This window comes from Pseudomonas sp. MRSN 12121, from assembly GCF_000931465.1.
Classification (GTDB): Bacteria; Pseudomonadota; Gammaproteobacteria; order Pseudomonadales; family Pseudomonadaceae; genus Aquipseudomonas.
This window is the reverse complement of the sequence record NZ_CP010892.1, coordinates 6,669,156-6,694,035: the sequence shown is the minus strand read 5'-3', so window position 1 is coordinate 6,694,035 and position 24,880 is coordinate 6,669,156. Positions and strand designations below refer to the sequence as shown.

Genomic DNA, 24,880 nt, shown 5'->3' with positions numbered 1-24,880 from the left:
CCTGGATATGATAAGTTGAGGAGGTCGGAGCGATGGGCGGCCCCCGAAATGAGGGTGATGTATTGGCCAGATGGTTGTATATGTTGGCAGCTTAACGTTTATTTCCTTCATCTTAGGCGCTCAAATAGCGCTATTTCCACAATTAACACTTATGCATCAGAACTATCCTTGTTTGTACGTTTTTTGTTTGAGTCTGAGGTGGTGATTGAGGAAGTGTGTGATGATGTGCTGGTTTCATTTTCAGACTGGTTAATTAAGCGCAAAAAATCTTCTGGGAACCACATAAATAGAATTTTGTTGCGGGTTATATCGTTCTTAGAATGGTATCAAACTTTGTTGGTTGGAAAGCGTTTAGTGGGTTCATTAGGGCAGGGGGCTCAAGTAACAATTTCTTTGCGTTCGTTGAAGAGTAAGCAAGGTGTTGTAAGGGTTCGAACCCAGCATCATGCGATGGTGCCTGCAAGCATTCCTCGTACAGTTCGCCCTATTTCTTCTAATGCAATATCTGCTCTGCTGGATTCTTGTGAATGGACTGCCAAAACTAATTTTCGTCGCAGCCGTGATCGATGTATGCTTGTTCTCCTTGCAGATACGGGCATACGTAGAGAAGAGCTAACTTGGATCCGAGTTTCTGATATTGTAGGGGCATCTGCTGACCGGAAATTGCCCGTAAGAACATCTAAAAGAAAAGGCAATCCTTACAGGTTAATACCTATCTCAGACGAAACGTTTAGAATGCTCTTGGAGTATATCGATGTTACTCGCTCTATTCAGATTAGGAGATTAAAGAGGAGAAAGATTGGCTTCAAAGATCTGGACTGGCTGTTTTGCACCAGAGAGGGGTTCAAGATGGCGCCCTCAACAGTGTCACAGTTGTTTTCTGATCTCCGGGCAGAGGCGGGCCTTACTGAGCGGGTATCCGCTCACATGCTTAGGCACCGATATATTACATTGCAGGTTATGGCTAGGCTTCGATCTTTGAGCAGCCGGGGGTCAATTGGCGTTGAGGCACTTACTACTGTTCTCTCAAAGGTCGCGAGTCTCAGTGGTCACTCTTCGCTTGATAGCATGTGGCGCTATGTAGATTGGGCCTACGAAGAGCTTGAGGTTGAATACAAGGATTCTGCAAACGTCGCCGCCGAGGCGATGAGTGTTATTGAAGCTTTGATGGGTGAAGCGAAGAGTAGTGAAAATAGGGCTCTAGCAGAGTCAATTTTAATTGTGAAAGAGGCTTTGTTGCAACTCAGGACGAAGAGTTATGAGTTACCAAGTGTGGTGGCCCATTCCCTTCGTGGCTCTGCTACTTAGTCTCGACATGGATAGTCTTGCCTGCGTCGTTTCGGATTTCTTATTTGCAAGTAGTCACAATAACCTGATTTCTTTCTGCTATGACTGAATCCGCTTTAGGACCGCTTCTGAATTAGAAACTTCCTATGCTTTGATGTGCCCCGCAATGCAGAGTCACAGGAAAGGACAAGGTTCGCGCTTCGGCGTCACAACGGTAGTACGGCGTACCGCTCTAGTCACTCCTACCCGTAGAGCTAACAGGTCTTGAGCGCAGGTCTTTGGGTCCTGCGGGGCTTTGGCGATGCGCTGGTATAGGCCTTCGTAGATGATGACCTCGTCGAACTCTTTGCCTTTGGACTTATGAATTGTCATGAGATGGATGCCGCGCCAGTCTTTTTGAGCAGCAGCGAAATGCTCCTGCATCAAGGCACTGCGGACTGCCTCTTCAGCACCTCTGTACCCACCCTGGGCACGCCACAGGGCACCCAAGCTGGTGCGCAGTACCGAGCCTCGATGAAGAAGTCGTAAGTAGCGGGCATCCGTTGCTACTTGCCTCAAGGCTTCCGCGGTGGAGGATGCCAACAGGCCGCGCAGATATAGCCAGTCCTCCGAAGGGTCACCTGTGAATTCCAGTCGTTGCCGCAACTCTGAGATCCGTTGAACTTCGCTGACAATCAACTGGCGCTTGGCACCGCGGATCTTTCCCGTGGAAAGGAAACCGCTAAGAGCGCCTGCCAGGTCAAGCTCCGTCTGAGGTGTAGGCTTGCCTCCGCGCCGTCCGCGAATGTGCGAGTGAAGTGCGCCGAGCATGCGGCTTGCCACATCGCTAGCCGTACCTCCCTCCAGTAGCGTGGCGATAACGCCAGCGGCTAGAGCCGGCGGCTCTGCATCCATTGCAACGTCGTGATATAGCTCCGGCAGACCATCAGACGTGGATGAGAAATAGTCAGAAAGCTCAAGCATTAGCCGTTTGGATGGCACCAGAACCGCGATCGACTTGTCCGGTACTTTCTTGAGCCGTTCCAATGCCGAGTAAACTGCGGTCTTGGCGCTGAAGTGCGAGCTCTTTCCATATAAGAAGCCGTAGCGAATGATTTTGACCTGTTGATAGGTCCTGCCCTTGTTCGCCCCGGTGAGAAGGTCGTTCCCATAGGTTGCGATATCGGTACCGCCGCTGCGATGGTTTTCACCGGCGAAATCGAAGTGAGCGGCGCTGAAGCTCTCCAGAAAGTCGCCCACCCGCCTGGGGTCAGCGCCTCGAAACTCGTAGATTCGCTGTTCGGGGTCTGCCAGTGCAATGAGGCGACTGCGTCTTCCAAGCTGCTGAATCAGCGCCCATTCATCACTGTTTGTGTCCTGAAACTCGTCGAGGATGATTATGGGATAGGTGTCGGAGAAGATGGTGTTTAGCCGATCACTTCGACGAAGCAGGTCGCTGACCAAGCTTGCGAACAAATCGAAATGCAGACGGCCTTCCTGCTCGAAAAGGCGCCGCTTCTCATTTTCGTGTTGGGCCTTATCGATATCAGTCAAATGCGCTGCTGCTTCTGGCGGTGGCAGGAGCTGCAGGCTTCGCCTGCCATTCAGCAAATAGGCATGGCTCCGGAGAATGCTCCATGCAAAACCGTGGTACGTACTAACCTCCAGTTGCTTCAGGTCCTCACGAGAAATCAGCTCAGAAGCCTTTTCGATGATGCGCGCTACGGTAGGCCTGGCGAAGCTCAAGAAGAGAATCTTCTGGCCTGGCTTGAGTACTCCTGAGCGAATCTCATCGCGAGCCTTCACCAGCGCGACGTGTGTTTTGCCTCCACCAGGACCACCCAGCGCTAGGGCGTGCCCGGTGCACGCCAGGAAGCCGCGCTTCTGATCGCTCCACACTTCAGTCATGTCGAAGGCTGGGGCGGGGACGGTTGAAACCTTCCATAGGCGGCTGCCAATGGTGCCGGCTTGGCTGCAGTTTCTGGGAGAAGGGGCATGCCGGCTGCCTGGGGAGGTAATGGAGGCAGCCGTGGTGGCTCAATGACGTTCTTGATGGCTGCCAACGTGGTTCTCACGTATTCAGGCATGTCGTCGGCGGTTTGACAGGAGGCGAGCAAGTCGCCGGCGTCGCCACCACCCTTAGCCCAGCTGAAATAACTCGACAGAGCAGCCTGCAGATCAGCCAACGGCGTTGCGGCTGCTGGTGTCCATGCCGCGAGATGCTGCGGCCAATCGCCTCCGGCAACTACAGCAGCGGCATAGCTGCGGAGTGCGGCCTCAGATGCGCCCTGCAGCACCAGGTCTTCGAAGCCTGCGCTCGCAGACTCGTAAGGATGATCGACTGAGGCCTTGATGGCTGCGAGTGCCTCCGGCGATTGCTTGTCGAACACCGCAAACACGGTCTTACCGAGTGACCGGAAGAATGCACCCAGCGGAGCGACATTGGTCTCCCCGCGAGCGTCGACGATGGCTACCCCAAGGTTTTCGAGTGATTTGAATCGTGTGGGATCCAACTCGCCAAGCCGGCGGGCGGCGGCAGCCAATGCGTCGTACTCCGTACGACCCTCAAGAACGAGTACATAACGGGCCAGTAGGGCTTCGCAGAATCGAGTTCTAAATTCGGTGCGATAAGCCTTGGGCTTGACTGATGGTGGGTATGTAGCAGGGATTCCGGTCATGACACCGGCCACTCGCTTGAGAACCACCACCTGGGCAGGCTCGAACTCCTCCAGCACGTAGGGTGAGTGAGAGGTGAAGATGGCTTGTGCTGACTTCTGGCGCAGAGAATTGATGATTCGCTTCTGGGTGTGCGGCGGAAGCGCGATCTCTGGCTCTTCCATCGCGAAGATTACACTTTGCTTGAGTTCGGCGATGATGGACAGCAGAGCCAACACCAGCGTGTTAATCGTGCCAGTGCCTTGGTGCTGATATGGCGCAGAGTAGACGGAACCGTCCGGCCTCTTTGCGCCCGTACCCATGAAGACGGTCAGTGTTCGGCGGAGCGTGTCTCGGGTGAGATCCGAGACACGCATGTGAGGGTCTTCTGCCCAGTCGGATGGTACGTAGTGCCGCACGGCATCTTGGACTGCGGCAAGCAGCTCGCCGATGTCTTCGGTCTCTCCAACTGGCAGTGCCCTTAGCTGGTCGAGCAGGTCCTCCCACATTGTCAGTCGTGTCTCCTTCAGTCGAAGGATCACGTCCAACAAAGAGCCTCGCTCCAAGCTGAGTGCACGGGTGCCGGTTCGCAGGGTGCGCAAATAGAGAAAACCGCACTTTCGCTTGTCGGGTGCAGAGAAGCGCAGGTAGGAACCATCCGGTGTTTCAGGAGTGGCGTAATAGGTATCCCCAGAGAAGTCATCCTCTTCTACGTCATACCAGCCGTTGAAGAAGACGCGCATTGCTGCACCAACGTGAGGGGCGTCTGTCCTTTCCGGGGGAGCCCCCACAAGTAACGTTTTGGCCTGCGCATCCCACCATTCGATGTGGTCGCGGAAATGCCGCTGCTGCTCATCGGAGAGGCCGGCGACAATAACCTCGATCTGGATCGGAACCACCTCTTTTTTGACCGGGTCTACATACGTCCCGGCATAGAAATCGTGCTCGTCTATTACGGGGCGGCGACTGAGGCGTTCTGGGCCAAGCACCAGGTCCACTGCTTCCAGCAATGTTGACTTGCCGGCATTGTTGTCACCTGCGCAATTGCACTGACTTGGCCACCCGATTGCATTCCTCCTGACCAACTCCTGGCCGAGCATATGCATTCGTGCTGACCACCGCTTGCATGCGGCCACAACAGTCACACCGTAGCCACGACCTGCTGCAGCCGATAGCAGCCGCTACCGGCCCATAGCGGACGTTTACGGACGCCTCGTCGCCGGCTTCACCTGTATTCACTATCTGCTTTCCGCGATCTGCAGAAGGGCCACCACAGCTGGGCACACCACGGATCACCAGGATCATTCGGGATTCCATATCGCTCTGGGTATCGGTCGCGAGTGAAGTTCGCGGTTCCGAACAGCGTGTCCCAGATGAACAGCAACTGGGCGAAGTTGTGATGGGGCGGCTTGCCGTGCTCATCAAGCTCGGCGTGATGCGCGCGGTGCGTGCTAGGCAGCTGAACCAGCCGCTCTAGCAGCCAGGTAGCGGGCGCCAGCCAGCGCCATTTGTAGAGCACCTTGTCCCAGGCGAACGCGCTGTGCACCAATACGTTGGCGCAACCGAAAATCAGGTGAGCGATGAGCACCGCCTCGCCTAGGCCGAGATAGACGAGAGCCCCGGCGTACCAGATGTCCGGCATGAACAAGAACCAACGCCAGTTCTCCCGGTAGGCAACGCTGATGCTCATTGCCGTTGCGGTGTGGTGGGTACGGTGCATGTGCCACATGAAAGGAATGGTGTGGCCTAGTCGGTGGTACCAGTAGTGCATGAAGTCAGCAGGGATTATGACCAGCAGAACCGCCTGCCAAAGTGGAAGCGAGCCCAGCTGACCAGCTGCGCCAGGTGCCAGTTGGGCCAGGATCAACGCAGCTCCGGCGATGACTGCTGGTTTAATCAGCAATGCGAACTGGGCAAGGCTGATCGCGTCAACGGCAAGCTCGTCGGATTGGCGCCTGTTCAGCATGCGTCCGGCAAGCAACTCGAAGCTTCCCAGTAAAACCAGAAGGCCGCTGACAGCCCAGGTGTCCAGATGTGGCATCTAATGCCTCCCTCAAGATGTGAGGGAGAGTTTCAGCAATCCTGCAGCCAGCTTACTTGAAGGATTTTGTTGTTGTTCGCCTGTGAAGGGCGAAGCCCGAAAGTCCGCAGGCAGATGCGGGACAGGTGGGCTGAGTCGGCAAAACCTGCTTCATGAGCGACGGCGGTGGCTCCATTCGGGTCATTGAGCCCCTCCAGGGCACGCCGGAGCTTTCGCCACAGCAGCAATTTGCGCAGTGGCAAACCGAGCGACTCCTGTAGCCAGTGGGAGCAGTGTGCTTGGGTACTGGAATAGCGAGACCGGAATGCTCCCCAAATCTGCTCTGCGGTGCTGTCTTCGCCTGATGCCTCGACCAGTGACAACAGATACTCCAGGCGCGGGCTTGGTGTGATCTCTGGCTGCTCATGCAGAGCAAGCAACTCATTCAGCGCGTCATCGAAGGTCTGCTGCGTGGTTGCGGAGGCCAGCCTGAAGCGAGAGGCAACTGGTACGTCGACTCGAAGCGCCGCATCAGGGCTGCTACGGGCCCAGCGCAACATTCGAAGATATGACGGGTGGCTTGGCTCGACGGTGATGCTCGTATGCGGCTGCGGGCGCAGGAAACGGCGACGTATTTCGGGTGCCAACAGCCAAGCCTCCGAGGTGGCGGCTGGTAAACCATCGATCTCCAACTCGAGCGGTTCGCCGTCAGCCAGCAACAGGGTCATGCCAGGGCGCTGGTTGTAGCCATTGGGCAGAGACTGCGCCCTGACGATGAACGCTGATTTCCCGATCAGAAGCTGGTTTGGTGCCATGGTGAACGTGTCAGCCTGACGATAAGTTGCACATGAAGTTTATTACGCCCTCTTGCCGCTACGGCGTACAGCCACTCTTGAGGTAGGTGTTCCGGATAGCGGGAACTCCATTCTCAATCTCGACATCGGAGGCATACGCTTCCAACAGAAGCTCGCAATTGCCCCGTTGGGTTAACACCACGCCAGTCAATGTCGCGTCCCTGCTGATGCAGTCGAATCCGCTCGTGATGGCATAGGTTGCCTGCTTTCCATTGATGCTGACCTGCCCGTCGCCAGAGGCCTTGCAGTCCCCCCAGCGCAGCCCCTCTGCAGAGATCGTAAGGAGGGGCGGACTCGATGCGGATGATGCTTCGGCCCGCCACTGACCATCGAACCAGCTGCCGGCAATCGGTTGTTCGATGCCGGCAACGGGTTTGTGGGCGTCGCTCGGTTTGTCGCACGCGCTAAGCCACAGTGCGGAGACGAGAAGCGGTAGTAACCCTATCAACCTGTTCATGATGTGCCTCCACATTGCATCAGGTCTTCGGGCCTGCCTTGCCCAGGAAGGCAGGAGTCTCATGCATTCACACCCCTAGTCAGTTCGGGGTGGTCACCACCTCTGCATGTCTGGGCAAGGCGATTGAAATGAGCGCGGCCAGGAGAACGAATGCCGCAGAGATCCAAAGGCAGGCCACCAGTCCGTAGGCCTGGAATACCCACCCGGAAAGCACCGTGCCGATTAGGCGTCCCATGGCGTTGGACATGTAGTAGAACCCCACGTCCAGCGATACGCCGTCCTCCTTGGCGTACGAGACAATCAGATAGCTGTGCAGCGAGGAATTCACGGCAAAGAGCGCCCCGAACAGCATCAGCCCACCCAGGAGCACGATCTGAGCAGAGAGGTTCATATCCAGACCAAGGGCGATGGCGGCCGGCAGCACCGCAAGTATCAGCGCCCAGATGAAGGCAGCGCGACCGTCGGGGACGTGACCTCGCTTCTTGCCGGTCAATGCCGGCGCGAAGGATTGGACGATGCCGTAGCCGATCACCCACGCGGCAAGGAAACCTCCGACCAGCCAGAAGTCCCAACTCAGCGTCTCGCTCAAATAGACCGGGAGCGCGACGACGAACCAGACATCCCGAGCACCGAACAGGAACATCCGTGCAGCAGAGAGAATGTTGATTGCTCGGCTTTTGGAGAGCATGTCGCGGAACTTGGGCTTGGCCTTGGCTTTGCCCAGGTCTTTTTTCAGCGACAGCATGCTGCCGACCCAGATGAGGGCTAGCACCACGGCCATGGCCAGCACGGCGCCTTTGAAGCCGAGCAAGGCCAGCAGCGCGCCACCCAGGAAGAAGCCCACGCCTTTGAGCGCATTCTTCGAGCCTGTAAGGATCGCCACCCACTTGTAGAGCTTGCCTTGCTGAGCATCTGGCACCAGGAGCTTGATCGAGCTCTTGGCGCTCATCTTGTTGAGATCCTTGGCGATGCCGGATAGCGCTTGGGCTCCCATAACCCACGGTATCGTGAGCAAGGCAGACGGCACGGTGAGCATCAGCAGCGCCACGACCTGCATGGCGAGTCCGATGTTCATGGTGCGGTTCAGTCCCACCCGCGCCCCCAGGTAACCGCCAACCAGATTGGTGACGACACCGAAGAACTCATAGAACAGGAACAGGGCTGCGATCTGTAGCGGCGAGTACCCCAAAGAATGGAAGTGGAGTACCACCAGCATGCGCAAGGCGCCATCGGTGAGCGTGAAAGCCCAGTAGTTGCCCGTTACCAGCAGGTACTGGCGAACTTCTGGTGAGAGCGACGATAGCGCCTTCATGATCGGGCCCCGCTCCTTCAGCCAGCCAGGCCGACCAGCTTCGCCAGTTCGACAGTGCGGTTGGCGTAGCCCCATTCGTTGTCGTACCAGGCATACAGCTTCACCTGTGTACCGTTCACAACCATGGTCGAGAGCGCATCGATGATCGAGGAGCGCGGGTCGGTGCGATAGTCGATGGAAACCAGTGGGCGCTCCTCGTAGCCAAGGATGTCCTTCAGCTCATTCTCGGCGGCGCGCTTGAGCAACTGGTTGACCTCGTCCGCGCTGGTCTGCCGCTCGACTTCGAAGACGCAGTCGGTCAGCGAAGCATTTGCCAGCGGGACGCGAACGGCGTGGCCATTCAGTCGGCCGCGCAGCTCCGGGAAAATCTCCGCGATGGCGGTGGCAGAGCCAGTGGTGGTAGGGATCAGGCTCATACCTGACGCACGAGCACGACGCAGATCCTTGTGTGGCTGATCCAGGATGCTCTGGGTGTTGGTCAGGTCGTGGATGGTGGTGATCGAACCGTGGCGAATACCAAGGTTTTCGTGGATCACCTTCACCACCGGCGCGAGGCAGTTGGTGGTGCAGGAGGCTGCCGTCACGATGCGATGCTGAGCCGGGTCGAACAGGTGTTGGTTGACGCCCATTACGACGTTCAGCGCACCTTTTTCCTTTACCGGCGCACTCACGACAACACGCTTCACACCTTGATCCAGGTAGGTCTGCAGCACGGCAACGGTCTTCATCTTGCCACTGGCCTCGATGACCAGATCGCAGCCCGACCAGTCAGTGTCAGCGATGGCTTTGTTCGCCGTGATCTTGATGCGCTTACCACCAATAACCACCGAGTCACCGTCGGAGCTCGCTTCGTGATGCCAACGACCGTGAACCGAGTCGAAGTTGATCAGGTGGGCGTGCGTCGCAGCATCGCCAGCCGGGTCATTGATCTGTACGAACTCAAACTCCGGCCAGTTCCATGCCGCGCGCAGCGCCAGGCGACCGATACGTCCGAAACCATTGATGCCTACTTTGATGGCCATGTTTTTGTTCTCGAGTGCGGTTAGCGAGCGTTCGGCGATTTTTTGTCGAACTGGCTGATGTAGTTAATGTGTGCAGGGTGCTGAATCGCACGGGGACGAAGGGCTTGTACCTGGGCTACGGCTTCTCGCATGGGCATGCCGCACTCGATCAACAGTTGGGCTGCGATCAGGCCTGTGCGACCAGAGCCGCCCTTGCAGTGGATGGCGATCTTCTGGCCGCCATTGACCAGCTCCTTGAGGCGATCTCGATTGGTTTCCCACGCAGTGGAGAAAGCTTCACCGGGCGCCTGGTCATCCTCCACTGGCAAGTGGAACCATTCGATCCCTTGCAGTTGGCATTCCTCGGGAAGTAGATCGACTTCGTTCTGCAGCAGTTCGTCTTCTGGCATCAGGGTCACCAGAGCCACCGCGCCGGCATCGCGAAGCGTGGCTAGCGCCTCGGACACCGACGTGTCCTTGGTGCCGGGGCACGGAGTGAAGATCAGTTGGCCGCTCAGATCGGACGCGGTAAGAACGGAATACGGATGCGATTGCACGTTCAGAAAGCCTCAGATGGATCGTTGATTGACACGTTTGGATAGCTCTTCCGCCGACTCCTTGCGCTCGGAGTAGCGGTCGACCAGGTAGTCGGCGCGATCACGCAGTAGCAGGGTGAACTTCACCAGTTCCTCCATCACGTCGACGACTCGGTCGTAGAACGGAGAAGGCTTCATGCGACCTGCCTCGTCGAATTCCAGGTAGGCCTTGGGCACGGAGGACTGGTTGGGGATAGTGAACATGCGCATCCAGCGGCCGAGCACGCGCATCTGGTTAACGGCGTTGAACGACTGCGAACCGCCGCAGACCTGCATTACCGCCAGGGTCTTACCCTGAGTGGGGTGCACGGCGCCCATGCTCAGCGGAATCCAGTCGATCTGCGACTTGAACACGCCTGTCATGGCGCCGTGGCGCTCCGGCGAGCACCAGACCATGCCTTCCGACCAGAGCACCAGGTCACGCAGTTCTTTGACCATGGGATGGTCATCGGACACGTCATCCGGAAGGGGCAGACCTGACGGATTGAAAATCCGCGTCTCGGCTCCGAAGTGCTCTAGCAAGCGAGCGGCCTCCTCGGTGAGCAAACGGCTGAAGGAGCGTTCGCGAGTCGATCCGTACAGCAGGAGGATGCGCGGTTTGTGAGTCGATTTCTGTTCGATAGCCAGTTTGTCCGGGGACGGCAGATCGATCAGTTCGCTGTCGATATTGGGGATATGGTCATTGGTCATGATTTCACTCCTGGGAAAGGGCGCCAGAGGCTTGATCGAACCAGCGACGCTTGAGCCACCAGGCAACGCCGACCAGAGAGATCAGTACAGGTACTTCAACCAGCGGCCCGATCACGGTCGCAAAGGCGACGGGGGAGGCTAGGCCGAAGGTGGCGATGGCCACGGCAATGGCGAGTTCGAAGTTGTTGCTCGCGGCGGTGAATGCCAGCGCGGTGGTACGTGGGTAGTCGGCCTCCAGCAGCTTGCCCATCCAGAAGCTGATGAAGAACATCACCACGAAATAGATGGTCAGCGGGATGGCGATACGCAGTACGTCCAGCGGCAGCTGCAGCACCATGTCGCCCTTGAGGCTGAACATCGCAACGATGGTCAGCAGCAGAGCTACCAGCGTCAGCGGGCTGATCTTCGGAATGAAGCGATCTTGGTACCAGGCTGCACCCTTGCGGTTGATCAGGATTTTGCGGGTCAGGAAGCCGGCCAGGAACGGAACGCCCAGGTAGATCAGTACTGACTGCGCGATATCGACGAAGCTCGTTTCAATGACGCTGCCTTCCAGCCCGAACAGGGGCGGCAACACGCCCAGGAAGATCCAGGCGTACACGCTGAAGAACAAAATCTGGAAGATGCTGTTGAAGGCGACCAGGCCCGCAACGTACTGGTTATTACCGCCCGCGATCTGGTTCCACACCAGCACCATGGCGATGCAGCGCGCCAAGCCTATGAGGATCAGCCCCGTCATGTACTCAGGCTTATCGGAGAGGAACACCACGGCCAACACGAACATCAGTACCGGGCCGATCACCCAGTTCTGAATCAGTGACAAGGCGAGGATGCGTTTGTCCTTGAAGACTTGCGGCAGCTCCTCGTATTTCACCTTCGCCAATGGCGGATACATCATGACGATCAGGCCAATGGCGATGGGGATATTGGTCGAGCCTACTGACAGGCCGTTCAGCCAAGCCGGCAGCCCCTGGAAGAAACTACCGAGCGCTATACCAAGCCCCATGGCGAGAAAGATCCAGATCGTCAGGTAGCGATCCAGGAAAGTAAGACGACTCTTGCTCATGATGGGTCTCCGTAGCTTCAGAGAGTGCCGATGCGTGCCAGTTCTGCCTTGAGCTGGGCGGCATCGAGTTGTTCAAAGGGCAGTGCGAGAAGCGCAGAAATGCGTCGTTTGATGTGCCCGAGCGTGTCATCGAAGGCAGCATCCATCTCTTCCTCGCTACCCTGCAGATCGGACGGGTCGGCAAGTCCCCAATGGGCCTTCACAGCGGGCCCGAAGAACACGGGGCACGCCTCGCCGGCTGCCTTGTCGCAAACGGTGATGACAAAGTCCGGTGCCAGGTCGGCATGTGAATCGGTGGACTTGCTGCTCAGGCCATTAGTGGCGATACCGGCGCGCTGCAGGGCTGTGATGGACAGCGGATTCACTTCCCCCTTGGGTTGGCTACCGGCGCTGTATGCCTTCATGCCGGCTGGGGCCAAGTGATTGAAGACAGCCTCAGACAAGATGCTTCGGCAGCTATTGGCGGTGCAGAGGAACAGAACTTTCATCGGATCTTCTCGGCAGTCTTCAGCAGCAGGCAGCAACGCGCTCGGGGCGGTCGCCCATGGTGTCCAGTCGCTTGGAGCTCGTGCTCAACCACTGGCGGTTGGCCTCAAGCGTCGTTACGAGAATCTCGCGTACCCAGGCGGGCAGTTTTGGATGCAGTCGGTAGTACACCCACTGGCCTTGCCGGCGGTCTTCCAGTAGCCCACAGGTACGCAGCTGAGCCAGGTGGCGAGACACCTTCGGTTGGCTTTCATCCAGGGCACAGGTCAGTTCGCAGACGCAGAGCTCTTCCTCGCGAGCGATCAACAGCATCATCCGGATGCGGTTTTCGTCAGCCAGGCATTTGAAAACCTGGGTCGGAGTCAGGGAGTCAGTCATGGCGGTTCTCAGTGTTTGGTCTTCACAAGGACGAACATCTTGATGCGCTCGTGAATCTCGTGAAGCGTGTGACGGAAGGCGTCGTGGCGGTTGCTGGTCACCGGATCTTCAAAGTTCCACGCCAATGCCTCGCCAGTCCCTGGAAGGGTTTGGCATTCCTGAGCGGCTTTGTCGCAAAGGGTGATGACATAGTCGAAGCGTTCACCCGCGAACTCTTCGATGGATTTGCTGCGCAGGCCGCTGGTATCAATGGAGAGATGATCGAGGGCGGCATAGGTTCTCGGGTCGATCACGCCAGGCTGAGTTCCAGCGCTGAAGGCCTCGAAGTGCTCACTGTCGGTGTGCCGAAGCAGCGCTTCGGCAAGTTGGGAGCGAGCGGCGTTGGCGGTACAAACAAACAGGACGCGGATCTTGTCAGTCATCTCGGGATGTCCGGATGTATATGGTTTTTCGAATATACGTTTTTTCGCATAAACTTCAAGTGACAGTTCTGTCATGAGCTGTTTGGGCCGACGCCCGGAGCACGGTGTGCGGTGATTGGTGGGGGCGGGTGTAACTGACAAAGTACCGGGCGCGTTGAATCTGCATGCCTTCACGCTGCCTTTTCGCTCGAATCCGTCGCATGAGCCCATGCGCTGTTGTGGAGCCTAGACATTAGGTTGCCATCGGAATAGCTTGCATGGCCGCCGAGCCGCCCCTTTAGGAGACCTGGCACGACGGCGCGCAATCCGATGATGCGAAACGAGGCAGGAGCCGTATGAGCGCCGAAAAAGAAAAGAACAATGTCGCAGTCTTCTCCGCTGGCTCCTTGATTGGTGCTTTAGGAGGGCTCATAGGCTTAGGTGGCGCAGAGTTTCGACTTCCTCTGCTGATTGGCCTTTTCGGTTTTGGGGCTCTTGAGGCAGTTATCCTTAACAAGGCGATGAGTCTCATCGTCGTCGCGACGGCTTTGCCGTTTCGTGCAATGAGCGTCCCCTATGCGGACGTCCTCGAACGTTGGGACATCATTGTCACACTCCTTGCCGGAAGCCTTGCTGGAGCTTGGTATGGGGCGGGGTGGGCAACCAAGCTCAAGAGCCAGACTCTTTACAGAGTGCTGGCAGTGCTGCTGGTAGGAATCGCCATTGCGTTGCTGTTTGGCCATGACGCAAACGCGACGGGTGAGCCACTGTTTCATGGCGCAGCGTTGATTATGGTCGGTGTGGTCGTCGGTTTCGGGATCGGCGTCGTAGCAGCGCTGATGGGAGTCGCAGGTGGCGAACTACTCATTCCGACCATCGTTCTTTTGTTTGGCGCCGACATAAAGCTTGCCGGTAGCCTTTCACTGGCGGTGAGCCTGCCCACCATGATCGTGGGATTCACCCGCTACAGCCGCAACCAGAGCTTTTCGGTGGTCAGAACACAGCGGACGTTCATCCTGATCATGGCCGCTGGCTCGATCATTGGAACCTTCATCGGTGGGCAGTTACTTGGGCTGATTTCCACTACATACCTGCTACCCCTGCTCGCCGCTATTCTGCTGATTTCCTCGGTGAAGGTCTGGCGGCATAGCTGACACCGACGTGCCTTGCGGGTGTCTCTGCTTTTCCGAGACGTTGTCCACGCGCTTACTCATTCGAAGGAAATGCCGAGCACCCCAGAAGCCTCTCAGCCTTGGTGGTGCTCGGCGCAGCCTTTAGCAGTTTCCGACCAGCGATTGCAGACGATCTATGCCGACAGGTTCATCTTTCAGCAGCGGGACAACCGCGTAGCGGGAAGAGTGCTTGGTAGCAACCGCATTGATCTCGCGGCGCTCATTCTCTGCTCTTCTGAGCAGCAATGCGGATCTTGGCGCTGCTGCCGCGACGCTGTTGTTGATCACCCAAGCCCATGGCTCGATTCCTGCGCGGCGCAAATCGTCCTGCAGGTTGGCCGCCTCCAGAACGGGGGTGGTTTCGGCAAGCGTTACCAGGAGCACTTTGGTCTGCTTCGGATCCTGCAACTGCATCATGGGAGTGGTGTAGCCCACCTTCGTGTCGCCCATCTGGCGGACAATCTCGCGGTGATAGGCCCCTGTGGCGTCCAGAAGAAGCAAGGTATGTCCTGTAGGGGCGGTATCCATCACGACGAACTTCTTGCCAGCTTCCCGGATGACTCTGGAAAAGGCCTGGAACACGGCGATCTCTTCGGTGCAGGGCGACCGCAAGTCTTCCTCCAGTAGGGCACGGCCTTCCGCATCGAGACTGGCGCCTTTTGTCTTGAGTACGTGCTGCCGGTATCGCTCGGTCTCCGCCTGAGGATCGATTCTGCTGACCGTGAGATTCTCCATGACGCCTTCGAGCGTCTCCGCGAGATGCGCCGCCGGGTCGGAAGTCGTGAGGTGTACCGGAAGGCCTCGGCGGGCCAGGTCGACTGCCACCGCTGCGGCCATGGTGGTCTTTCCTACACCGCCTTTGCCCATCAGCATGATCAGACCGTGCCCTTCGGCGGCGATTTCATCAACGAGAGGCGACAGCTTCGGTAGGTGCAGCTCGGTGTTCGTTTCGGTCTCCGTGACTGGCCCAATGGCCACATCAAGGAACAGGTGCTTCAGTGCATCGAGCCCCACCAGGTTGAAGGGTTTGAGTGCCACCTGATCGAGCGGAAGGCTACGAAGTACCTCCGGTATTTTCGCTAGAACCTGTTGCTCCCGCTGGTAGATGGCGGCGGCAAGCTCGTCGCCTTCTGCAGCGGCGGCCGGCAACACGCCATTCACCACCAGGTACTGCTGCTTCAAGCCGATATCGGCAAGCTCCTCATGGGTGCGCGCAACTTCGCGAAGCGCAGCATTTTGGGCTCGTGCAACGAGTATCAGGCGAGTACGTACGGGATCAGCCAGCGCTGCTACAGCCGCTTTGTACTGGGCGCGATGCTTTTCCAGCCCGGCGAGTGGCCCGAGGCACGAGGCGTCGCCCTTACCGCTCTCTAAAAAGCCGCTCCAGGCTCCAGGAAGCTGCAGGAGGCGGATGGTGTGGCCAGTTGGCGCAGTATCAAAAATGATGTGGTCGAATTCAGCGATCAGCGCGTCATCGGTGAGCAGTGAGGTGAACTCATCGAAGGCCGCGATCTCGGTGGTGCAGGCCCCGGAAAGTTGCTCCTCGATACCTTTCACCACGTCTTCGGGCAGCACACCTTTCACTGGCCCGACAATTTTGTCGCGGTATGCCTGAGCAGCCTGCTGGGGATCGATTTCCAGCGCAGCCAGTCGGGCGACTTCCCGGATCTCGGTGACCTTGTTGCCGATTTCCGTACTGAATACTTGGCCCACATTGGACGCCGGATCAGTGCTGACCAATAGGACGCGCTTGTTCTCGCCGGCCAGTTGGACGGCAGCAGCGCAGGCGATAGAAGTCTTGCCCACGCCACCCTTACCAGTGAAAAAGAGGAAGCGGGGTGGGGATTGAAGAAATTGCATGGAATCCTCCTATCAGCAGCAACGACCGGAAGAGCAGCATCCGTTGCTCTCCGAGTCCGTAGAGGGTGAGGCTTGAACGGCGGCCCAGTGAGCCAGCTCGGTGCGTGACGGATAGCGGCCTGCCATAACGATTTCGCCATCCACCAGGGTCAAAGGCAGGCTGCCTTGGCCGGAACGCTGCAAGAAGTCGCGAACAGCGGATTGCTCAGCAAAGGCCTGAGGCTCATGCGCCAGATTGAAACGCTGAACATTGGCGCCTTGCCGGATTGCCCACTCGACATCACTCGCGAAGGTGACAAGGGACTGATCCACTTCAACCCCGCAAACGCCGGTGCTACAGCACAAGGCGGGATCGTATATCTGGATGAGATGCATGCTGGTTCTCCAATGACGACTGATAAAAAGTCAAAGAGCACCAAGGCTTGTGGTTGTTATATGCCAGCTTCGCTTCGCCGGCTTTGATCAAGGGCACGTCGGCGAAGCGTCGATGGGAAACGAGTTCTTATGAGCGACTCGTTGGTGTGCAGCAGGTCGATTTCTGGGCCACAACTGCAGCGGGAGACTCTTGCGTACCACAGCAACTGGCCTGCGCCGGTGCTGCGGGTGCACAGCAACTCGACGACTGCTCCTGCTCTTCGAACTGAAGGCTGCAGACTCCCGTTTCGGGTAGTTCGAGCTCGACACGCCGAGCAGCTTCCCAGTCGCCCGCGAGCCCTGCCGCTACAGAGCGAACTTGCTCGTAGCCCGTTAGCATTAGGAAGGTAGGGGCCCGCCCGTAGCTCTTCATTCCGACAATAAAAATCCCCTCGTCAGGATGAGAGAGTTCATCGATGCCATGTGGGCGAACCGTCCCGCAGCTGTGCTCGTTCGGATCAATCAGCGGGGCCAGTTGGGTTGGGCTTTGAGTGGCAGGATCAATTGCCAGCCTTAGCTCGCCCAGCAGCTGAAGGTTGGGCCGGAAGCCCGTGGCTACGATGATTTCGTCGACTTCCGGCAGTGTTTCGCCATTGCTGTGGACGACGAGTCCTTGGCCAGTGGTATCAACCCGGTTGATCGATATGCCTTGGAACAGAGTGATCTTTTCCTGTTCGAGCAACGCTCGGATGCGAAGGCCCAGGTTGCCGCGCTCGGCGAGCTTATCGTTGGCACCACCGCCCAGAATTCTCTCCAGAGAGTGTCCACGGATGCCCCAGAACACCTTGGTGCCGGGCAGTCCAACCAGATCCTGCAAGGCATTGAAGGCGGAGTGGCCGCCACCCACGACCAGTACACGGCGGCTCTCATAGCGCTCACGTGCACCGCCGGTTACATCGGGAATGCCATAGGCAATATGCGAGCTTGCTTCCAGCTCGCCCAATGCGGGAATACCCGAGGCGCCCATCCAGTTCGGAGTTTCATAGGTACCGGAGGCATCGATCACGGCGCGAGCGAGGATGTCCTGCTCACCATTGGGGCCAGCAATGCGCACCAGGAACGGTGAAGCAGTACGACCCTTGGTTTTCAGCGCATCAGCCCCCGACTTGGTCACCGCGAGGACGCGAGTATTCAGACGTGTCCGCTCCCGGATCACCGGAAGAGCAGCGAGCGGAAGGAGATAGCGATCCAACAGCTCGCGCCCGGTGGGATATGTGTCAGGACGCGGAGCTTCCCAGCCAGTCGCGGCCAGAAGCTTGGCCGCCTCCTTGTCCACGTTGTATTCCCAGGGCGAAAACATGCTGACGTGCCCCCACTGGCTGATGCTTGCTCCAGCCTGATTTCCTGCCTCAATGACTAGCGGATTCAGATCACGAGCCAGGAGGTGGGCAGCAGCGGCCAGTCCAACTGGGCCGGCGCCAATAACGACAACGGGAAGGTCAGTCAGGCTCATGCTGATTCTCCAGAGACAGGTTGATTCGAAGAGATGACCCGCTCGACGATGGCGCAGTCCAGCCAGCGGCCTTCCAGGCAAGCGTGTTTCTCGTAGACGCCAACCTGTCTGAACCCGCAGGAGCGGCAGAGCGCGAGGCTAGCCTCGTTGAAGGTGAAAATCCGAGAAAGGACTTTCCAGAATCCGCGTGCTTCTGCCTCCGCCAACAGAGCATTCAAGAGTACTTTCCCGATACCACGACCTCGCGCATCCCGGCGCAGGTAGATCGAGAAATCAGCGATACCGTCATAGCAGGAGCGCGCGCGATAGCTGCTCAAGTTCGCCCAGGCAACCACCTCGCCATCGAGCTCGACCACGAGAACCGGGTAGCGCGACATATCGGCTACCTTGGGCTGCATGTCCTCGACGGTGCGCGGCTGGGTCTCGAATGTGGAGCTGCGATCTTCGATGCCTTGGTTGTAGATATCGGTGATGGCTTGGCTATCACTGAGCTTTGCGAGGCGGACTAGCATCGTGCTTTCCTTTTGATTGGTAGTGACAACAATATAGTTAAAAAAGGGGGGAGCTACCCCCTCACTTGTCCTTGGTCTGGCCTGGGCAGCATTCACTGACAAGGCCACAACGAATCTCGGCAGCTCGAGTGAGCTGACGCAGTAAAGTCAGCGCACCCTGGCGAACCTCGGCTGGCATGCCGCTGATCATTTCCTTCTCTTCGGCGATCAGGTCGGCTCGAATGCGTTCGTACAAATCTGCGCCGGCTTCAGTAGCTTGAACTCGTACTGCACGGCGGTCTTCTGGATCTTCAACGCGCGACACGTAGCCCTTGCGCTCGAGGGTATCGACCACCCGGCTCGCAGTGCTCTTGTCCAGGAACATCTCCTCAGCGAGTGCCTGGAGGCGGAGCGGCCCCTGCTTCACCAAGGTCTCAACGGCGTAGCACTGAGTCACTGAAACGTCGTAGCAGCAAATACGGTCGCGGTCTCTGAACTGGTAGACCCGCACCAGTTGGTTCAGCGCTTCATACAGGGCTTCGGCATCCTGGCTCAGGTCGTCGGTACGCTTGTTCGGCATGTCATTTCCAATTGGTTGTTACCTGCAACAATATTCCGAGAGGATACAGCGGTCAAGCTATTGCCGCCTCCGATTGGCCAGAAAGGCCACGGTAGTCTAGCTTGGTTGCTACTAACAACTATGCGTGCAGGGTACCGTGACTCAGCTCGAATCACACGTTCCAGCCGCCCCTAATCGTCTGCGGTTGGTGTCCGCACTCGGCATAACGCAGATCTTCGCGTGGGGTTCCACCTTCTACCTGCCGGCAGTGCTGGCGAGCCCAATTGCACGGGACACTGGTTGGTCTCTATCGGCCGTTGTCGGTGGTCTGTCCTGGGGGATGTTAGTAGCAGGGCTCTGCTCGCCTGTTGCTGGCCGCCTGCTTGATCGGCACGGAGGGCGTGTCGTACTCGCCTTCAGTTCGTTGATGCTGAGCGTGGGTCTCTTGGTGATGTCCACGGCAAGCAGTTTGTGGGTTTACTACTTGGCCTGGTCGATTCTTGGGTTGGGGATGGCCACTGGTTTGTACGATTCGGCCTTCGCCACACTAGGTACGCTTCTGGGAGAGCGAGCTCGTGGGGCGATCACGGGACTCACCCTAATTGGCGGGTTCGCGAGCACTGCCGGGTGGCCCGCCATGGCTGCACTTGAATCCTGGTGCGGGTGGCGGGAGACCTGCTGGGTGCTCGCAGCAGTACATGCAGTGATCGGCCTGCCGATCCATTGGCTGGCAGTCCCCAAGCCCGTCAACGCTGTGAGAGAGGTGCCTAAGCAGAGGCAGACCGCCCTCGCTGAGGATCGATCTACTCGGCGGCTCTTCTGGTTGGTGGCTGGCCTGCTGACGGTCATTGCATTCGTTATGGCAAGCCTTTCGGTTCACCTACTGGCGTCATTGCAGCAGCTTGGGATTCCGACCGTAACAGTGCTGGCAATCGGCATGGTTATCGGCCCGGCCCAAGTGGTGGCGAGGGTGTTGGAGTTCTCCCTTGCGCGACATCTCCATCCGACCTGGTCTGCTCGTGCTGGCGTGCTGATAAGCCTGCTCGGTATCTGCCTACTCATCCCAGGAACGCCCTGGCTGGCATTCGTCGCTGCTGCGCTCTATGGGGCGGGCGTTGGAATTCTGACTATCGCGAGAGGGACACTGCCGCTGGTACTTTTCGGCGCCGAGGGCTACGGGGCGAGAATGGGCGTTTTAGCACGACCAATGCTTCTGGCGCAGGCCGCCGGGCCATTTGCGGTAGCGTTTGTGCTGAGTGGGCAAGGAGCGTCGGTAATGCTCGAGCTGATGGCGGTACTGGTCGCCATCGCATTGTTCGCAAGCCTCAAGCTACCGACAAGATCGTTGGTTTGAGGGGGGGGCGCGATGTCCGCAGCCGATTGCTGCCGCTGCCGAGAGGCAGCTACTCGCCCCATAGCGGACATACGTTCGCGTCAGCCGTCCAGAGATTCATTGAAGCCGTTGGGCTGACGGGATGCGCTTGCCTTGCTCGGCATGTGCGGCCTCATGGGGCGGATCATAGGAGGTAGCGATGCCCGTCATTCGAAGTGGGCGGCTGCCATGACTCAATGTCCGCAAATGGCCGTTCTCTGCCGGTCGCCTCTTCGGCGTGACAGGTCAAGTCGGATGCAAACAGTGGTCAACATGGATGCAATTGACTGGTCAAGTTAGATGCAATTTCGCAGTCACCGATGAAAGCAGTGTGTCCATCGAGGTTGACCTCGCCATAGGCGATGCCTCTGAAGTTCCGGACGCGAACACGCACAAGATGCACTTCGACCCTCCTTGTCTGGCGGTAGATAATCTCATGACTTTAGTGCCATGTTAGGTGCGATTCGAATGTATCGCTACTTGAGGGCCCGTGCGGCCCGAGCCGCGTACTCACAGCTTCAGCGAAGCCGTTACTGCAGTTCTATCGTTCTCCCTCATCAACTCCTTTTCATCATCGGCTCCCAGAAACTGTGCGTAGGCTACGGCGCCGACCTTTTCAAATCCTTGGACGTATTCATCATCGCAGAAGCGAAGCTTGAGAGCCTTCAAACCATCGCGTATTGCATCTTGATGCTGCCCCCGATTGAATGCGTACTTTGGCGATATCTGCATGGTTCCAAGGCGCTGATCGCCGCCGTGGCGCGCAGTCCGTGCATCCCCAGGCCCTCATTCTGTTCGTGTTCGTGTTCGTGTTCGTGTTCGTGTTCGTGTTCTGGTGCCAGGTGCTGCCAGCGCTGCTGTTCGTCTTCTTGGTTGCCAGTGCGAATGTCCACGGTCAGTCGACGCCGGCACTGACGAAGCGCCTACGCGCTTTCTCCCAAAAGCCAGTGGACGTGCCGACCTTGTGCATGGGCGTCAGTGGCGCCTGATCGGGCCGTCCCTAGCCAAGATTTTTAGAGCGCTAGGAGTTTTTAGGTGCTTCCCATTTACTAAGAGGAATTTTCACCATCTTTGCCATTTACCAAAAATGGGTACTTTTCCCCATCTCGTTAACCAACTTGGGATTTTCATTTTTTCCCGATTAGCTCGTATAGCCCTTTCACAACAAGGCTTACAGAGATCACGAGCATAGAAAGGGCTGGCACCTATTCTAGATTAACATCTGTGGTGTAGGGTGGAATGGACACACATTCAGCCAATGAGGGCCTACCCATGGATTCCATTTCCAAACTTGCAAGTACCCTTTCCCATGCCGATCCGGCTGTCTTGGTGTCTTGCGTTTCTATTGTTGCCCTGGTGGTGATCTACCAGGTTGTACGTCATCTCACCGGCTCGAAGAAGGACTGATATGGCCTACCGATTCAGCAAGCTCCCAACCGGATGGACGCGGACCACTGGTTGCGATCTGGGGGCATTCAAGGCCGGCGGACAAGCGGGAACAAGCATTGCTGCGCTGAAGTGCTTACTCGCGGTTTCGCTGCAGGCCGATTTCCACACCCGCACGGCTGCTGTGTCCTATAACGATTTTGAGCTGCTCACCGGCCTTTCGCGGCCCATGATCTCGAAGGGACTTCGAATGCTTGCGGACATGCAGATCCTTACGATCGCTGGCGATCACGCGCACCGCTATACGGTGAATGAGGTGGGCGACAATTACTGGGCGAAGCTTCCCTTCGACCTCCTCCGTCTTCGCCTTAAAGAGTTGGGGAATCGTGGTGCAATACGCTTGGCCGCTTTGAAGATCTATGTGATTTTGATTGCGCGCCGGAGCAACAAATTTGACTGGACTGCTCTGACCTACGAGCAAATCGTGGAGCACACGGGAGTTCGACGGGCGGACGTTCGAGCCGGCTTGTCGGAACTCTATTCGATCGGGCTGCTGCACGCCGATATGGTCCATCCCGAGGACGGAAAGCCTGCGTTCAGGGCCTACTTCATCCGAGGCCTGACGGTCGCCGATCCTCGTCTAGGCAAAGTTCCTGATGCGGTATAGCGGCTATGAGCACAGCCTCAATACTTCACTTTGTAGGTAGGCGAATCCTTGGCCGCAGCCCCTGCGATCGTATAGGCGGGTCGTGCTGATGTTGGCATGACCCAGTCAGGCCTGAACTTTGGCGATATCTGCATCGTGTTTCAGGGCGTTGATTGCCGCCGTGGTGCGCAGTCCGTGCACCCCCAAGCCCTCGTCTGGATCCCCGCGACCTTGGCCCAGTGGGCCACCAGCAGGTAGATCCCGTTCGCACTGATCCCGGTACCGGACAGGTCACGGCCGCGTAGCGAGCGAAATAATGGACCCGGCCCAGGCCCCCGCTCGGCGTCGGATTCGAGATAAGCGTAACCCGTGTACCGGGTTGCCGCCGGCTCCCGCGTTAGATTCCAGCAGGTGATCAAACAGGCTGGCCAGCGCCGCCAGTTTGCGGCGGATGGTGGCCCCGGCTATCCGGCCCGGGGAACACAAAGTTGCCACGCACGGATTCGCTGCGCAGGGTCACCAGTTGCACGCCGATCGCCTGCGCATCGAGGTAGGCCATCTGACGGCACTGGAAGACGTCGCGAAGGGGGGCGAACAAGTCCAGGTGCGCAGGTCGCGGTCGGTGATGTGATCAGGATCATCATGACCCGTGGAGCAGGTATGGGTCTGATCGAAGAGGGTTTCGACGCGAAATGTCATGGGGCTCTCCAGGGCGAATAGATTGATATGGCCGAGCTCAAGGCCAACACGATTATCGAGCAAGCCGGTTGAGGCTTCTGATCGCTCACGGCCTGCAGGTCAGGGGGAGGCTTGGCCAAAGAGTCAATCATCGTGATCCTCGACGGCGCATTGGCACACCTCATCGTCTACGAAGGTTGCCCAGTTGGAGCAGTCATCACCGATGCCGGAGAGGTCCGCGCTCCATTCCACTGGTCCAAAAGGCAGACCGCAGTCCAGGCAAATCGTGAGGTCGTTCATACAAAGAGCTCCGTGTAAGTGGAGCTCTAGATAATGCTGTCACGACGTGAGCAAGGTGAGCCAAGCGTTCTAGGGGCGCGGGGCCTAAGGGAAACAGCTCATTAGCGGGGTGATGATCTCGTTATGAATCCGACCAATCGCCCAAGCTGCCGCAGGCCAAACTGCCTGAATGGCCAGAAAGGCCACGAAGCAAAAGAAGGCTCGCAGCAAAAACTCGTGCGTCATCTTTATGCAGCTGATTTTCTGGTTCGTACCAGTGAAGTTGTAAATCACGGCACTCAGCAGCTGCTTCACAAGCTTCTCTTCAGGCTTATCGGAGCTGAAGCTTTCAGCGATATCGCCTGCACCTAACTGTGCCGCAGGCGTGGTCTTGATGGTCTGCAAGGCCCACAACCCGGCACGCATCAGATAGAGCAGTGCGCAGATGAAGATCCCAAGCAGGGTGCCTCTCAGGGTTCTGCTGATCTGATCATTCCAGAGTCCAGGAAGGATTGTGGCTAGGATAGGGATCAGCGCGGTAATTGCTGCGAGATAAAGGCCGGCTTTGGAGTCTGCCCCTCGGCGGCGCTCATGCTCAGCGTCAAAGAGCCTACGTGCCTCCTCCAGCGCAACATCACTTTTATCTGCCCAAGATCCTTGATCGACCTTTTCTTGCTCACTTCGAAGCCACTTCTGCTGTCGGGATTCATCCTCTGGTGATGAAGGCGTCAAGCGGGGCCACAGCCATGCTGGGATTAGCTTTGGCATCGGGCGATGTCCTCAAGCTCATCAACGATCGCGGCGGCAATTGGGTACCCGGTGAGGTTCTCGATCCAGGCCCATTGTCCATTCGGGTTGATCTCCAAGAACCACAGTTTGCCCTGTTGGTCGCACACTAGGTCGATCGCCCCATAACGTAGGTTCAGGTGCTTCATGAGCACAGTGCATTGCTCCTCAACTTCGCTAGGAAGCTCAATGCGCTCATGCTTAAGATCTGACCGGCTACCCTGGCGCCAATCCACCGTGGTTTCTTCGTACTCCTGCGACCTGATCGCGGTTGCGAAAAGTTGGCTTCCTACGACTGTCACTCGGACGTCGTACTGCTTTTTGATCTCGGTCTGGGCAATGAAGGGGGCCAGCGAAATGGCGTCTTCGTCGCTGTCGCGAAGATCCTCCAGTCGAGTGGTAAAAATCACCCGCTCCTGCTCGCCGTTGATCAGCGCTTGCCTAAGTGGCTTTCCGATAGCAGGCCCTGCCTGGACTACCTCACGTACCGAGGCGATATCGTTCGTGATCACTGCTTGCGGTACGTTGAAGCCAATCTCGCTCGCGAGCATCAACTGCCTTGGCTTGTCTGAATCGCCCCTAGTTTCGTAGACACCTCCAGG

The 24,880-nt window shown here is 57.7% G+C and carries 27 protein-coding genes and 2 pseudogenes; 6 read left to right on the top strand and 23 right to left on the bottom strand.

The features are described 5' to 3' along the window. The first annotated feature begins 57 nt into the window (after positions 1-57). Positions 58-1,308, top strand: a complete 1,251-nt coding sequence (locus TO66_RS33080) for a site-specific integrase (RefSeq protein WP_171885274.1) — start codon at positions 58-60, stop codon at positions 1,306-1,308. Between the two features lie 153 nt (positions 1,309-1,461). On the opposite strand, the gene TO66_RS30625 is transcribed toward TO66_RS33080, so the two are convergent. From TO66_RS30625 to TO66_RS30565, 13 genes are all read right to left on the bottom strand, one after another. After that, a complete protein-coding gene (locus TO66_RS30625; protein WP_003117144.1) occupies positions 1,462-3,174 on the bottom strand; it encodes a UvrD-helicase domain-containing protein in 1,713 nt (570 codons plus the stop codon). Beyond that, the gene (locus TO66_RS30620; RefSeq protein WP_003109853.1) at positions 3,171-5,021 is read right to left on the bottom strand and encodes an ATP-dependent endonuclease; all 1,851 of its coding nucleotides are present in this window, start codon (positions 5,019-5,021) and stop codon (positions 3,171-3,173) included. Before TO66_RS30620 ends, TO66_RS30625 begins: the two co-directional genes overlap by 4 nt. Before the next feature lie 125 nt (positions 5,022-5,146). Beyond that, complete coding sequence (locus TO66_RS30615) at positions 5,147-5,962, bottom strand: sterol desaturase family protein (protein ID WP_003109852.1); 816 nt, start codon at positions 5,960-5,962, stop codon at positions 5,147-5,149. Between the two features lie 32 nt (positions 5,963-5,994). After that, a complete protein-coding gene (locus TO66_RS30610) occupies positions 5,995-6,756 on the bottom strand; it encodes a helix-turn-helix domain-containing protein (RefSeq protein ID WP_019396504.1) in 762 nt (253 codons plus the stop codon). A 58-nt stretch (positions 6,757-6,814) separates the two neighbouring features. Then, positions 6,815-7,252, bottom strand: a complete 438-nt coding sequence (locus tag TO66_RS30605) for a hypothetical protein (RefSeq protein WP_020750918.1) — start codon at positions 7,250-7,252, stop codon at positions 6,815-6,817. A gap of 79 nt (positions 7,253-7,331) precedes the next feature. Continuing rightward, positions 7,332-8,564 (bottom strand): organoarsenical effux MFS transporter ArsJ, encoded by a 1,233-nt coding sequence (arsJ, locus tag TO66_RS30600; RefSeq protein ID WP_003109849.1) that lies wholly within the window; start codon positions 8,562-8,564, stop codon positions 7,332-7,334. Between the two features lie 17 nt (positions 8,565-8,581). After that, complete coding sequence (locus tag TO66_RS30595; protein WP_003109848.1) at positions 8,582-9,586, bottom strand: ArsJ-associated glyceraldehyde-3-phosphate dehydrogenase; 1,005 nt, start codon at positions 9,584-9,586, stop codon at positions 8,582-8,584. A gap of 20 nt (positions 9,587-9,606) precedes the next feature. Further along, a complete protein-coding gene (locus TO66_RS30590; protein WP_020750917.1) occupies positions 9,607-10,122 on the bottom strand; it encodes a cyclin-dependent kinase inhibitor 3 family protein in 516 nt (171 codons plus the stop codon). 12 nt (positions 10,123-10,134) lie between these two features. Continuing rightward, positions 10,135-10,851: an arsenical resistance protein ArsH gene (arsH, locus tag TO66_RS30585; RefSeq protein WP_044465732.1), complete on the bottom strand. Its 717-nt coding sequence runs from the start codon at positions 10,849-10,851 to the stop codon at positions 10,135-10,137. 4 nt (positions 10,852-10,855) lie between these two features. Next, positions 10,856-11,917, bottom strand: a complete 1,062-nt coding sequence (arsB, locus tag TO66_RS30580) for an ACR3 family arsenite efflux transporter (protein ID WP_003109845.1) — start codon at positions 11,915-11,917, stop codon at positions 10,856-10,858. Positions 11,918-11,934: 17 nt separating this feature from the next. Further along, on the bottom strand, positions 11,935-12,405 hold the full coding sequence (locus tag TO66_RS30575) for an arsenate reductase ArsC (protein ID WP_003109844.1): 471 nt from the start codon (positions 12,403-12,405) through the stop codon (positions 11,935-11,937). 19 nt (positions 12,406-12,424) lie between these two features. After that, the gene (locus tag TO66_RS30570) at positions 12,425-12,781 is read right to left on the bottom strand and encodes a metalloregulator ArsR/SmtB family transcription factor (RefSeq protein WP_003109843.1); all 357 of its coding nucleotides are present in this window, start codon (positions 12,779-12,781) and stop codon (positions 12,425-12,427) included. 8 nt (positions 12,782-12,789) lie between these two features. Then, complete coding sequence (locus TO66_RS30565; RefSeq protein ID WP_003109842.1) at positions 12,790-13,203, bottom strand: arsenate reductase ArsC; 414 nt, start codon at positions 13,201-13,203, stop codon at positions 12,790-12,792. Between the two features lie 335 nt (positions 13,204-13,538). Between TO66_RS30565 and TO66_RS30560 the strand changes: the two genes are divergently transcribed. Then, positions 13,539-14,336: a sulfite exporter TauE/SafE family protein gene (locus tag TO66_RS30560; protein ID WP_003109841.1), complete on the top strand. Its 798-nt coding sequence runs from the start codon at positions 13,539-13,541 to the stop codon at positions 14,334-14,336. A gap of 120 nt (positions 14,337-14,456) precedes the next feature. Here the strand turns inward: TO66_RS30560 and arsA are convergent, their stop codons facing one another. The 5 genes from arsA to TO66_RS30535 form a co-directional block, all read right to left on the bottom strand. Then, the gene (gene arsA, locus TO66_RS30555) at positions 14,457-16,214 is read right to left on the bottom strand and encodes an arsenical pump-driving ATPase (protein ID WP_003109840.1); all 1,758 of its coding nucleotides are present in this window, start codon (positions 16,212-16,214) and stop codon (positions 14,457-14,459) included. Between the two features lie 12 nt (positions 16,215-16,226). Then, a complete protein-coding gene (arsD, locus tag TO66_RS30550) occupies positions 16,227-16,589 on the bottom strand; it encodes an arsenite efflux transporter metallochaperone ArsD (protein ID WP_003109839.1) in 363 nt (120 codons plus the stop codon). A gap of 127 nt (positions 16,590-16,716) precedes the next feature. Further along, positions 16,717-18,081 (bottom strand): FAD-dependent oxidoreductase, encoded by a 1,365-nt coding sequence (locus TO66_RS30545; protein WP_003109838.1) that lies wholly within the window; start codon positions 18,079-18,081, stop codon positions 16,717-16,719. Continuing rightward, on the bottom strand, positions 18,078-18,593 hold the full coding sequence (locus tag TO66_RS30540; RefSeq protein ID WP_003109837.1) for an arsinothricin resistance N-acetyltransferase ArsN1 family A: 516 nt from the start codon (positions 18,591-18,593) through the stop codon (positions 18,078-18,080). Before TO66_RS30540 ends, TO66_RS30545 begins: the two co-directional genes overlap by 4 nt. 61 nt (positions 18,594-18,654) lie before the next feature. Continuing rightward, positions 18,655-19,152: a MarR family winged helix-turn-helix transcriptional regulator gene (locus tag TO66_RS30535; RefSeq protein WP_003109836.1), complete on the bottom strand. Its 498-nt coding sequence runs from the start codon at positions 19,150-19,152 to the stop codon at positions 18,655-18,657. 124 nt (positions 19,153-19,276) lie between these two features. Here TO66_RS30535 and TO66_RS30530 point away from each other — a divergent pair, with 124 nt between their 5' ends. The 4 genes from TO66_RS30530 (at position 19,277) to TO66_RS30520 (ending at position 22,556) form a co-directional block, all read left to right on the top strand. After that, a complete protein-coding gene (locus tag TO66_RS30530) occupies positions 19,277-20,485 on the top strand; it encodes an MFS transporter (RefSeq protein ID WP_305956560.1) in 1,209 nt (402 codons plus the stop codon). A 725-nt stretch (positions 20,486-21,210) separates the two neighbouring features. Continuing rightward, a complete protein-coding gene (locus TO66_RS30525) occupies positions 21,211-21,492 on the top strand; it encodes a hypothetical protein (protein WP_177330422.1) in 282 nt (93 codons plus the stop codon). 283 nt (positions 21,493-21,775) lie between these two features. After that, positions 21,776-21,910 carry a hypothetical protein gene (locus tag TO66_RS34080; protein ID WP_023082484.1) on the top strand — a complete coding sequence of 45 codons (135 nt, stop codon included), beginning with the start codon at positions 21,776-21,778 and terminating at the stop codon, positions 21,908-21,910. Between the two features lies 1 nt (position 21,911). After that, positions 21,912-22,556 (top strand): hypothetical protein, encoded by a 645-nt coding sequence (locus TO66_RS30520; RefSeq protein WP_003109833.1) that lies wholly within the window; start codon positions 21,912-21,914, stop codon positions 22,554-22,556. 17 nt (positions 22,557-22,573) lie between these two features. Here TO66_RS30520 and TO66_RS34075 read toward each other — a convergent pair. From TO66_RS34075 to TO66_RS30510, 5 genes and pseudogenes are all read right to left on the bottom strand, one after another. Next, a pseudogene (locus TO66_RS34075) lies at positions 22,574-23,003 on the bottom strand (tyrosine-type recombinase/integrase); the annotation flags it as partial. Then, positions 22,951-23,094: a hypothetical protein gene (locus tag TO66_RS33750; protein ID WP_003109831.1), complete on the bottom strand. Its 144-nt coding sequence runs from the start codon at positions 23,092-23,094 to the stop codon at positions 22,951-22,953. The gene TO66_RS33750 and the pseudogene TO66_RS34075, both read right to left, overlap by 53 nt. Positions 23,095-23,357: 263 nt before the next feature. Next, a complete protein-coding gene (locus TO66_RS33745; RefSeq protein WP_003109829.1) occupies positions 23,358-23,513 on the bottom strand; it encodes a hypothetical protein in 156 nt (51 codons plus the stop codon). An 84-nt stretch (positions 23,514-23,597) separates the two neighbouring features. Further along, positions 23,598-24,260 (bottom strand): hypothetical protein, encoded by a 663-nt coding sequence (locus TO66_RS30515; RefSeq protein ID WP_003109828.1) that lies wholly within the window; start codon positions 24,258-24,260, stop codon positions 23,598-23,600. Beyond that, a pseudogene (locus TO66_RS30510) lies at positions 24,248-24,847 on the bottom strand (hypothetical protein); the annotation flags it as partial. The gene TO66_RS30515 and the pseudogene TO66_RS30510, both read right to left, overlap by 13 nt. Positions 24,848-24,880: the final 33 nt, after the last annotated feature.

Excerpts from the sequence above, each read along its gene's own strand:
- TO66_RS33080 (WP_171885274.1), top strand. The coding sequence starts at position 58 with ATGTATTGGCCAGATGGTTGTATATGTTGGCAGCTTAACGTTTATTTC.
- TO66_RS30625 (WP_003117144.1), bottom strand. The coding sequence starts at position 3,174 with ATGACTGAAGTGTGGAGCGATCAGAAGCGCGGCTTCCTGGCGTGCACC.
- TO66_RS30620 (WP_003109853.1), bottom strand. The coding sequence starts at position 5,021 with ATGCTCGGCCAGGAGTTGGTCAGGAGGAATGCAATCGGGTGGCCAAGT.
- TO66_RS30615 (WP_003109852.1), bottom strand. The coding sequence starts at position 5,962 with ATGCCACATCTGGACACCTGGGCTGTCAGCGGCCTTCTGGTTTTACTG.
- TO66_RS30610 (WP_019396504.1), bottom strand. The coding sequence starts at position 6,756 with ATGGCACCAAACCAGCTTCTGATCGGGAAATCAGCGTTCATCGTCAGG.
- TO66_RS30605 (WP_020750918.1), bottom strand. The coding sequence starts at position 7,252 with ATGAACAGGTTGATAGGGTTACTACCGCTTCTCGTCTCCGCACTGTGG.
- arsJ (WP_003109849.1), bottom strand. The coding sequence starts at position 8,564 with ATGAAGGCGCTATCGTCGCTCTCACCAGAAGTTCGCCAGTACCTGCTG.
- TO66_RS30595 (WP_003109848.1), bottom strand. The coding sequence starts at position 9,586 with ATGGCCATCAAAGTAGGCATCAATGGTTTCGGACGTATCGGTCGCCTG.
- arsH (WP_044465732.1), bottom strand. The coding sequence starts at position 10,851 with ATGACCAATGACCATATCCCCAATATCGACAGCGAACTGATCGATCTG.
- arsB (WP_003109845.1), bottom strand. The coding sequence starts at position 11,917 with ATGAGCAAGAGTCGTCTTACTTTCCTGGATCGCTACCTGACGATCTGG.
- TO66_RS30575 (WP_003109844.1), bottom strand. The coding sequence starts at position 12,405 with ATGAAAGTTCTGTTCCTCTGCACCGCCAATAGCTGCCGAAGCATCTTG.
- TO66_RS30570 (WP_003109843.1), bottom strand. The coding sequence starts at position 12,781 with ATGACTGACTCCCTGACTCCGACCCAGGTTTTCAAATGCCTGGCTGAC.
- TO66_RS30565 (WP_003109842.1), bottom strand. The coding sequence starts at position 13,203 with ATGACTGACAAGATCCGCGTCCTGTTTGTTTGTACCGCCAACGCCGCT.
- TO66_RS30560 (WP_003109841.1), top strand. The coding sequence starts at position 13,539 with ATGAGCGCCGAAAAAGAAAAGAACAATGTCGCAGTCTTCTCCGCTGGC.
- arsA (WP_003109840.1), bottom strand. The coding sequence starts at position 16,214 with ATGCAATTTCTTCAATCCCCACCCCGCTTCCTCTTTTTCACTGGTAAG.
- arsD (WP_003109839.1), bottom strand. The coding sequence starts at position 16,589 with ATGCATCTCATCCAGATATACGATCCCGCCTTGTGCTGTAGCACCGGC.
- TO66_RS30545 (WP_003109838.1), bottom strand. The coding sequence starts at position 18,081 with ATGAGCCTGACTGACCTTCCCGTTGTCGTTATTGGCGCCGGCCCAGTT.
- TO66_RS30540 (WP_003109837.1), bottom strand. The coding sequence starts at position 18,593 with ATGCTAGTCCGCCTCGCAAAGCTCAGTGATAGCCAAGCCATCACCGAT.
- TO66_RS30535 (WP_003109836.1), bottom strand. The coding sequence starts at position 19,152 with ATGCCGAACAAGCGTACCGACGACCTGAGCCAGGATGCCGAAGCCCTG.
- TO66_RS30525 (WP_177330422.1), top strand. The coding sequence starts at position 21,211 with ATGCGTACTTTGGCGATATCTGCATGGTTCCAAGGCGCTGATCGCCGC.
- TO66_RS34080 (WP_023082484.1), top strand. The coding sequence starts at position 21,776 with ATGGATTCCATTTCCAAACTTGCAAGTACCCTTTCCCATGCCGATCCG.
- TO66_RS30520 (WP_003109833.1), top strand. The coding sequence starts at position 21,912 with ATGGCCTACCGATTCAGCAAGCTCCCAACCGGATGGACGCGGACCACT.
- TO66_RS33750 (WP_003109831.1), bottom strand. The coding sequence starts at position 23,094 with ATGGCCTACCTCGATGCGCAGGCGATCGGCGTGCAACTGGTGACCCTG.
- TO66_RS33745 (WP_003109829.1), bottom strand. The coding sequence starts at position 23,513 with ATGAACGACCTCACGATTTGCCTGGACTGCGGTCTGCCTTTTGGACCA.
- TO66_RS30515 (WP_003109828.1), bottom strand. The coding sequence starts at position 24,260 with ATGCCAAAGCTAATCCCAGCATGGCTGTGGCCCCGCTTGACGCCTTCA.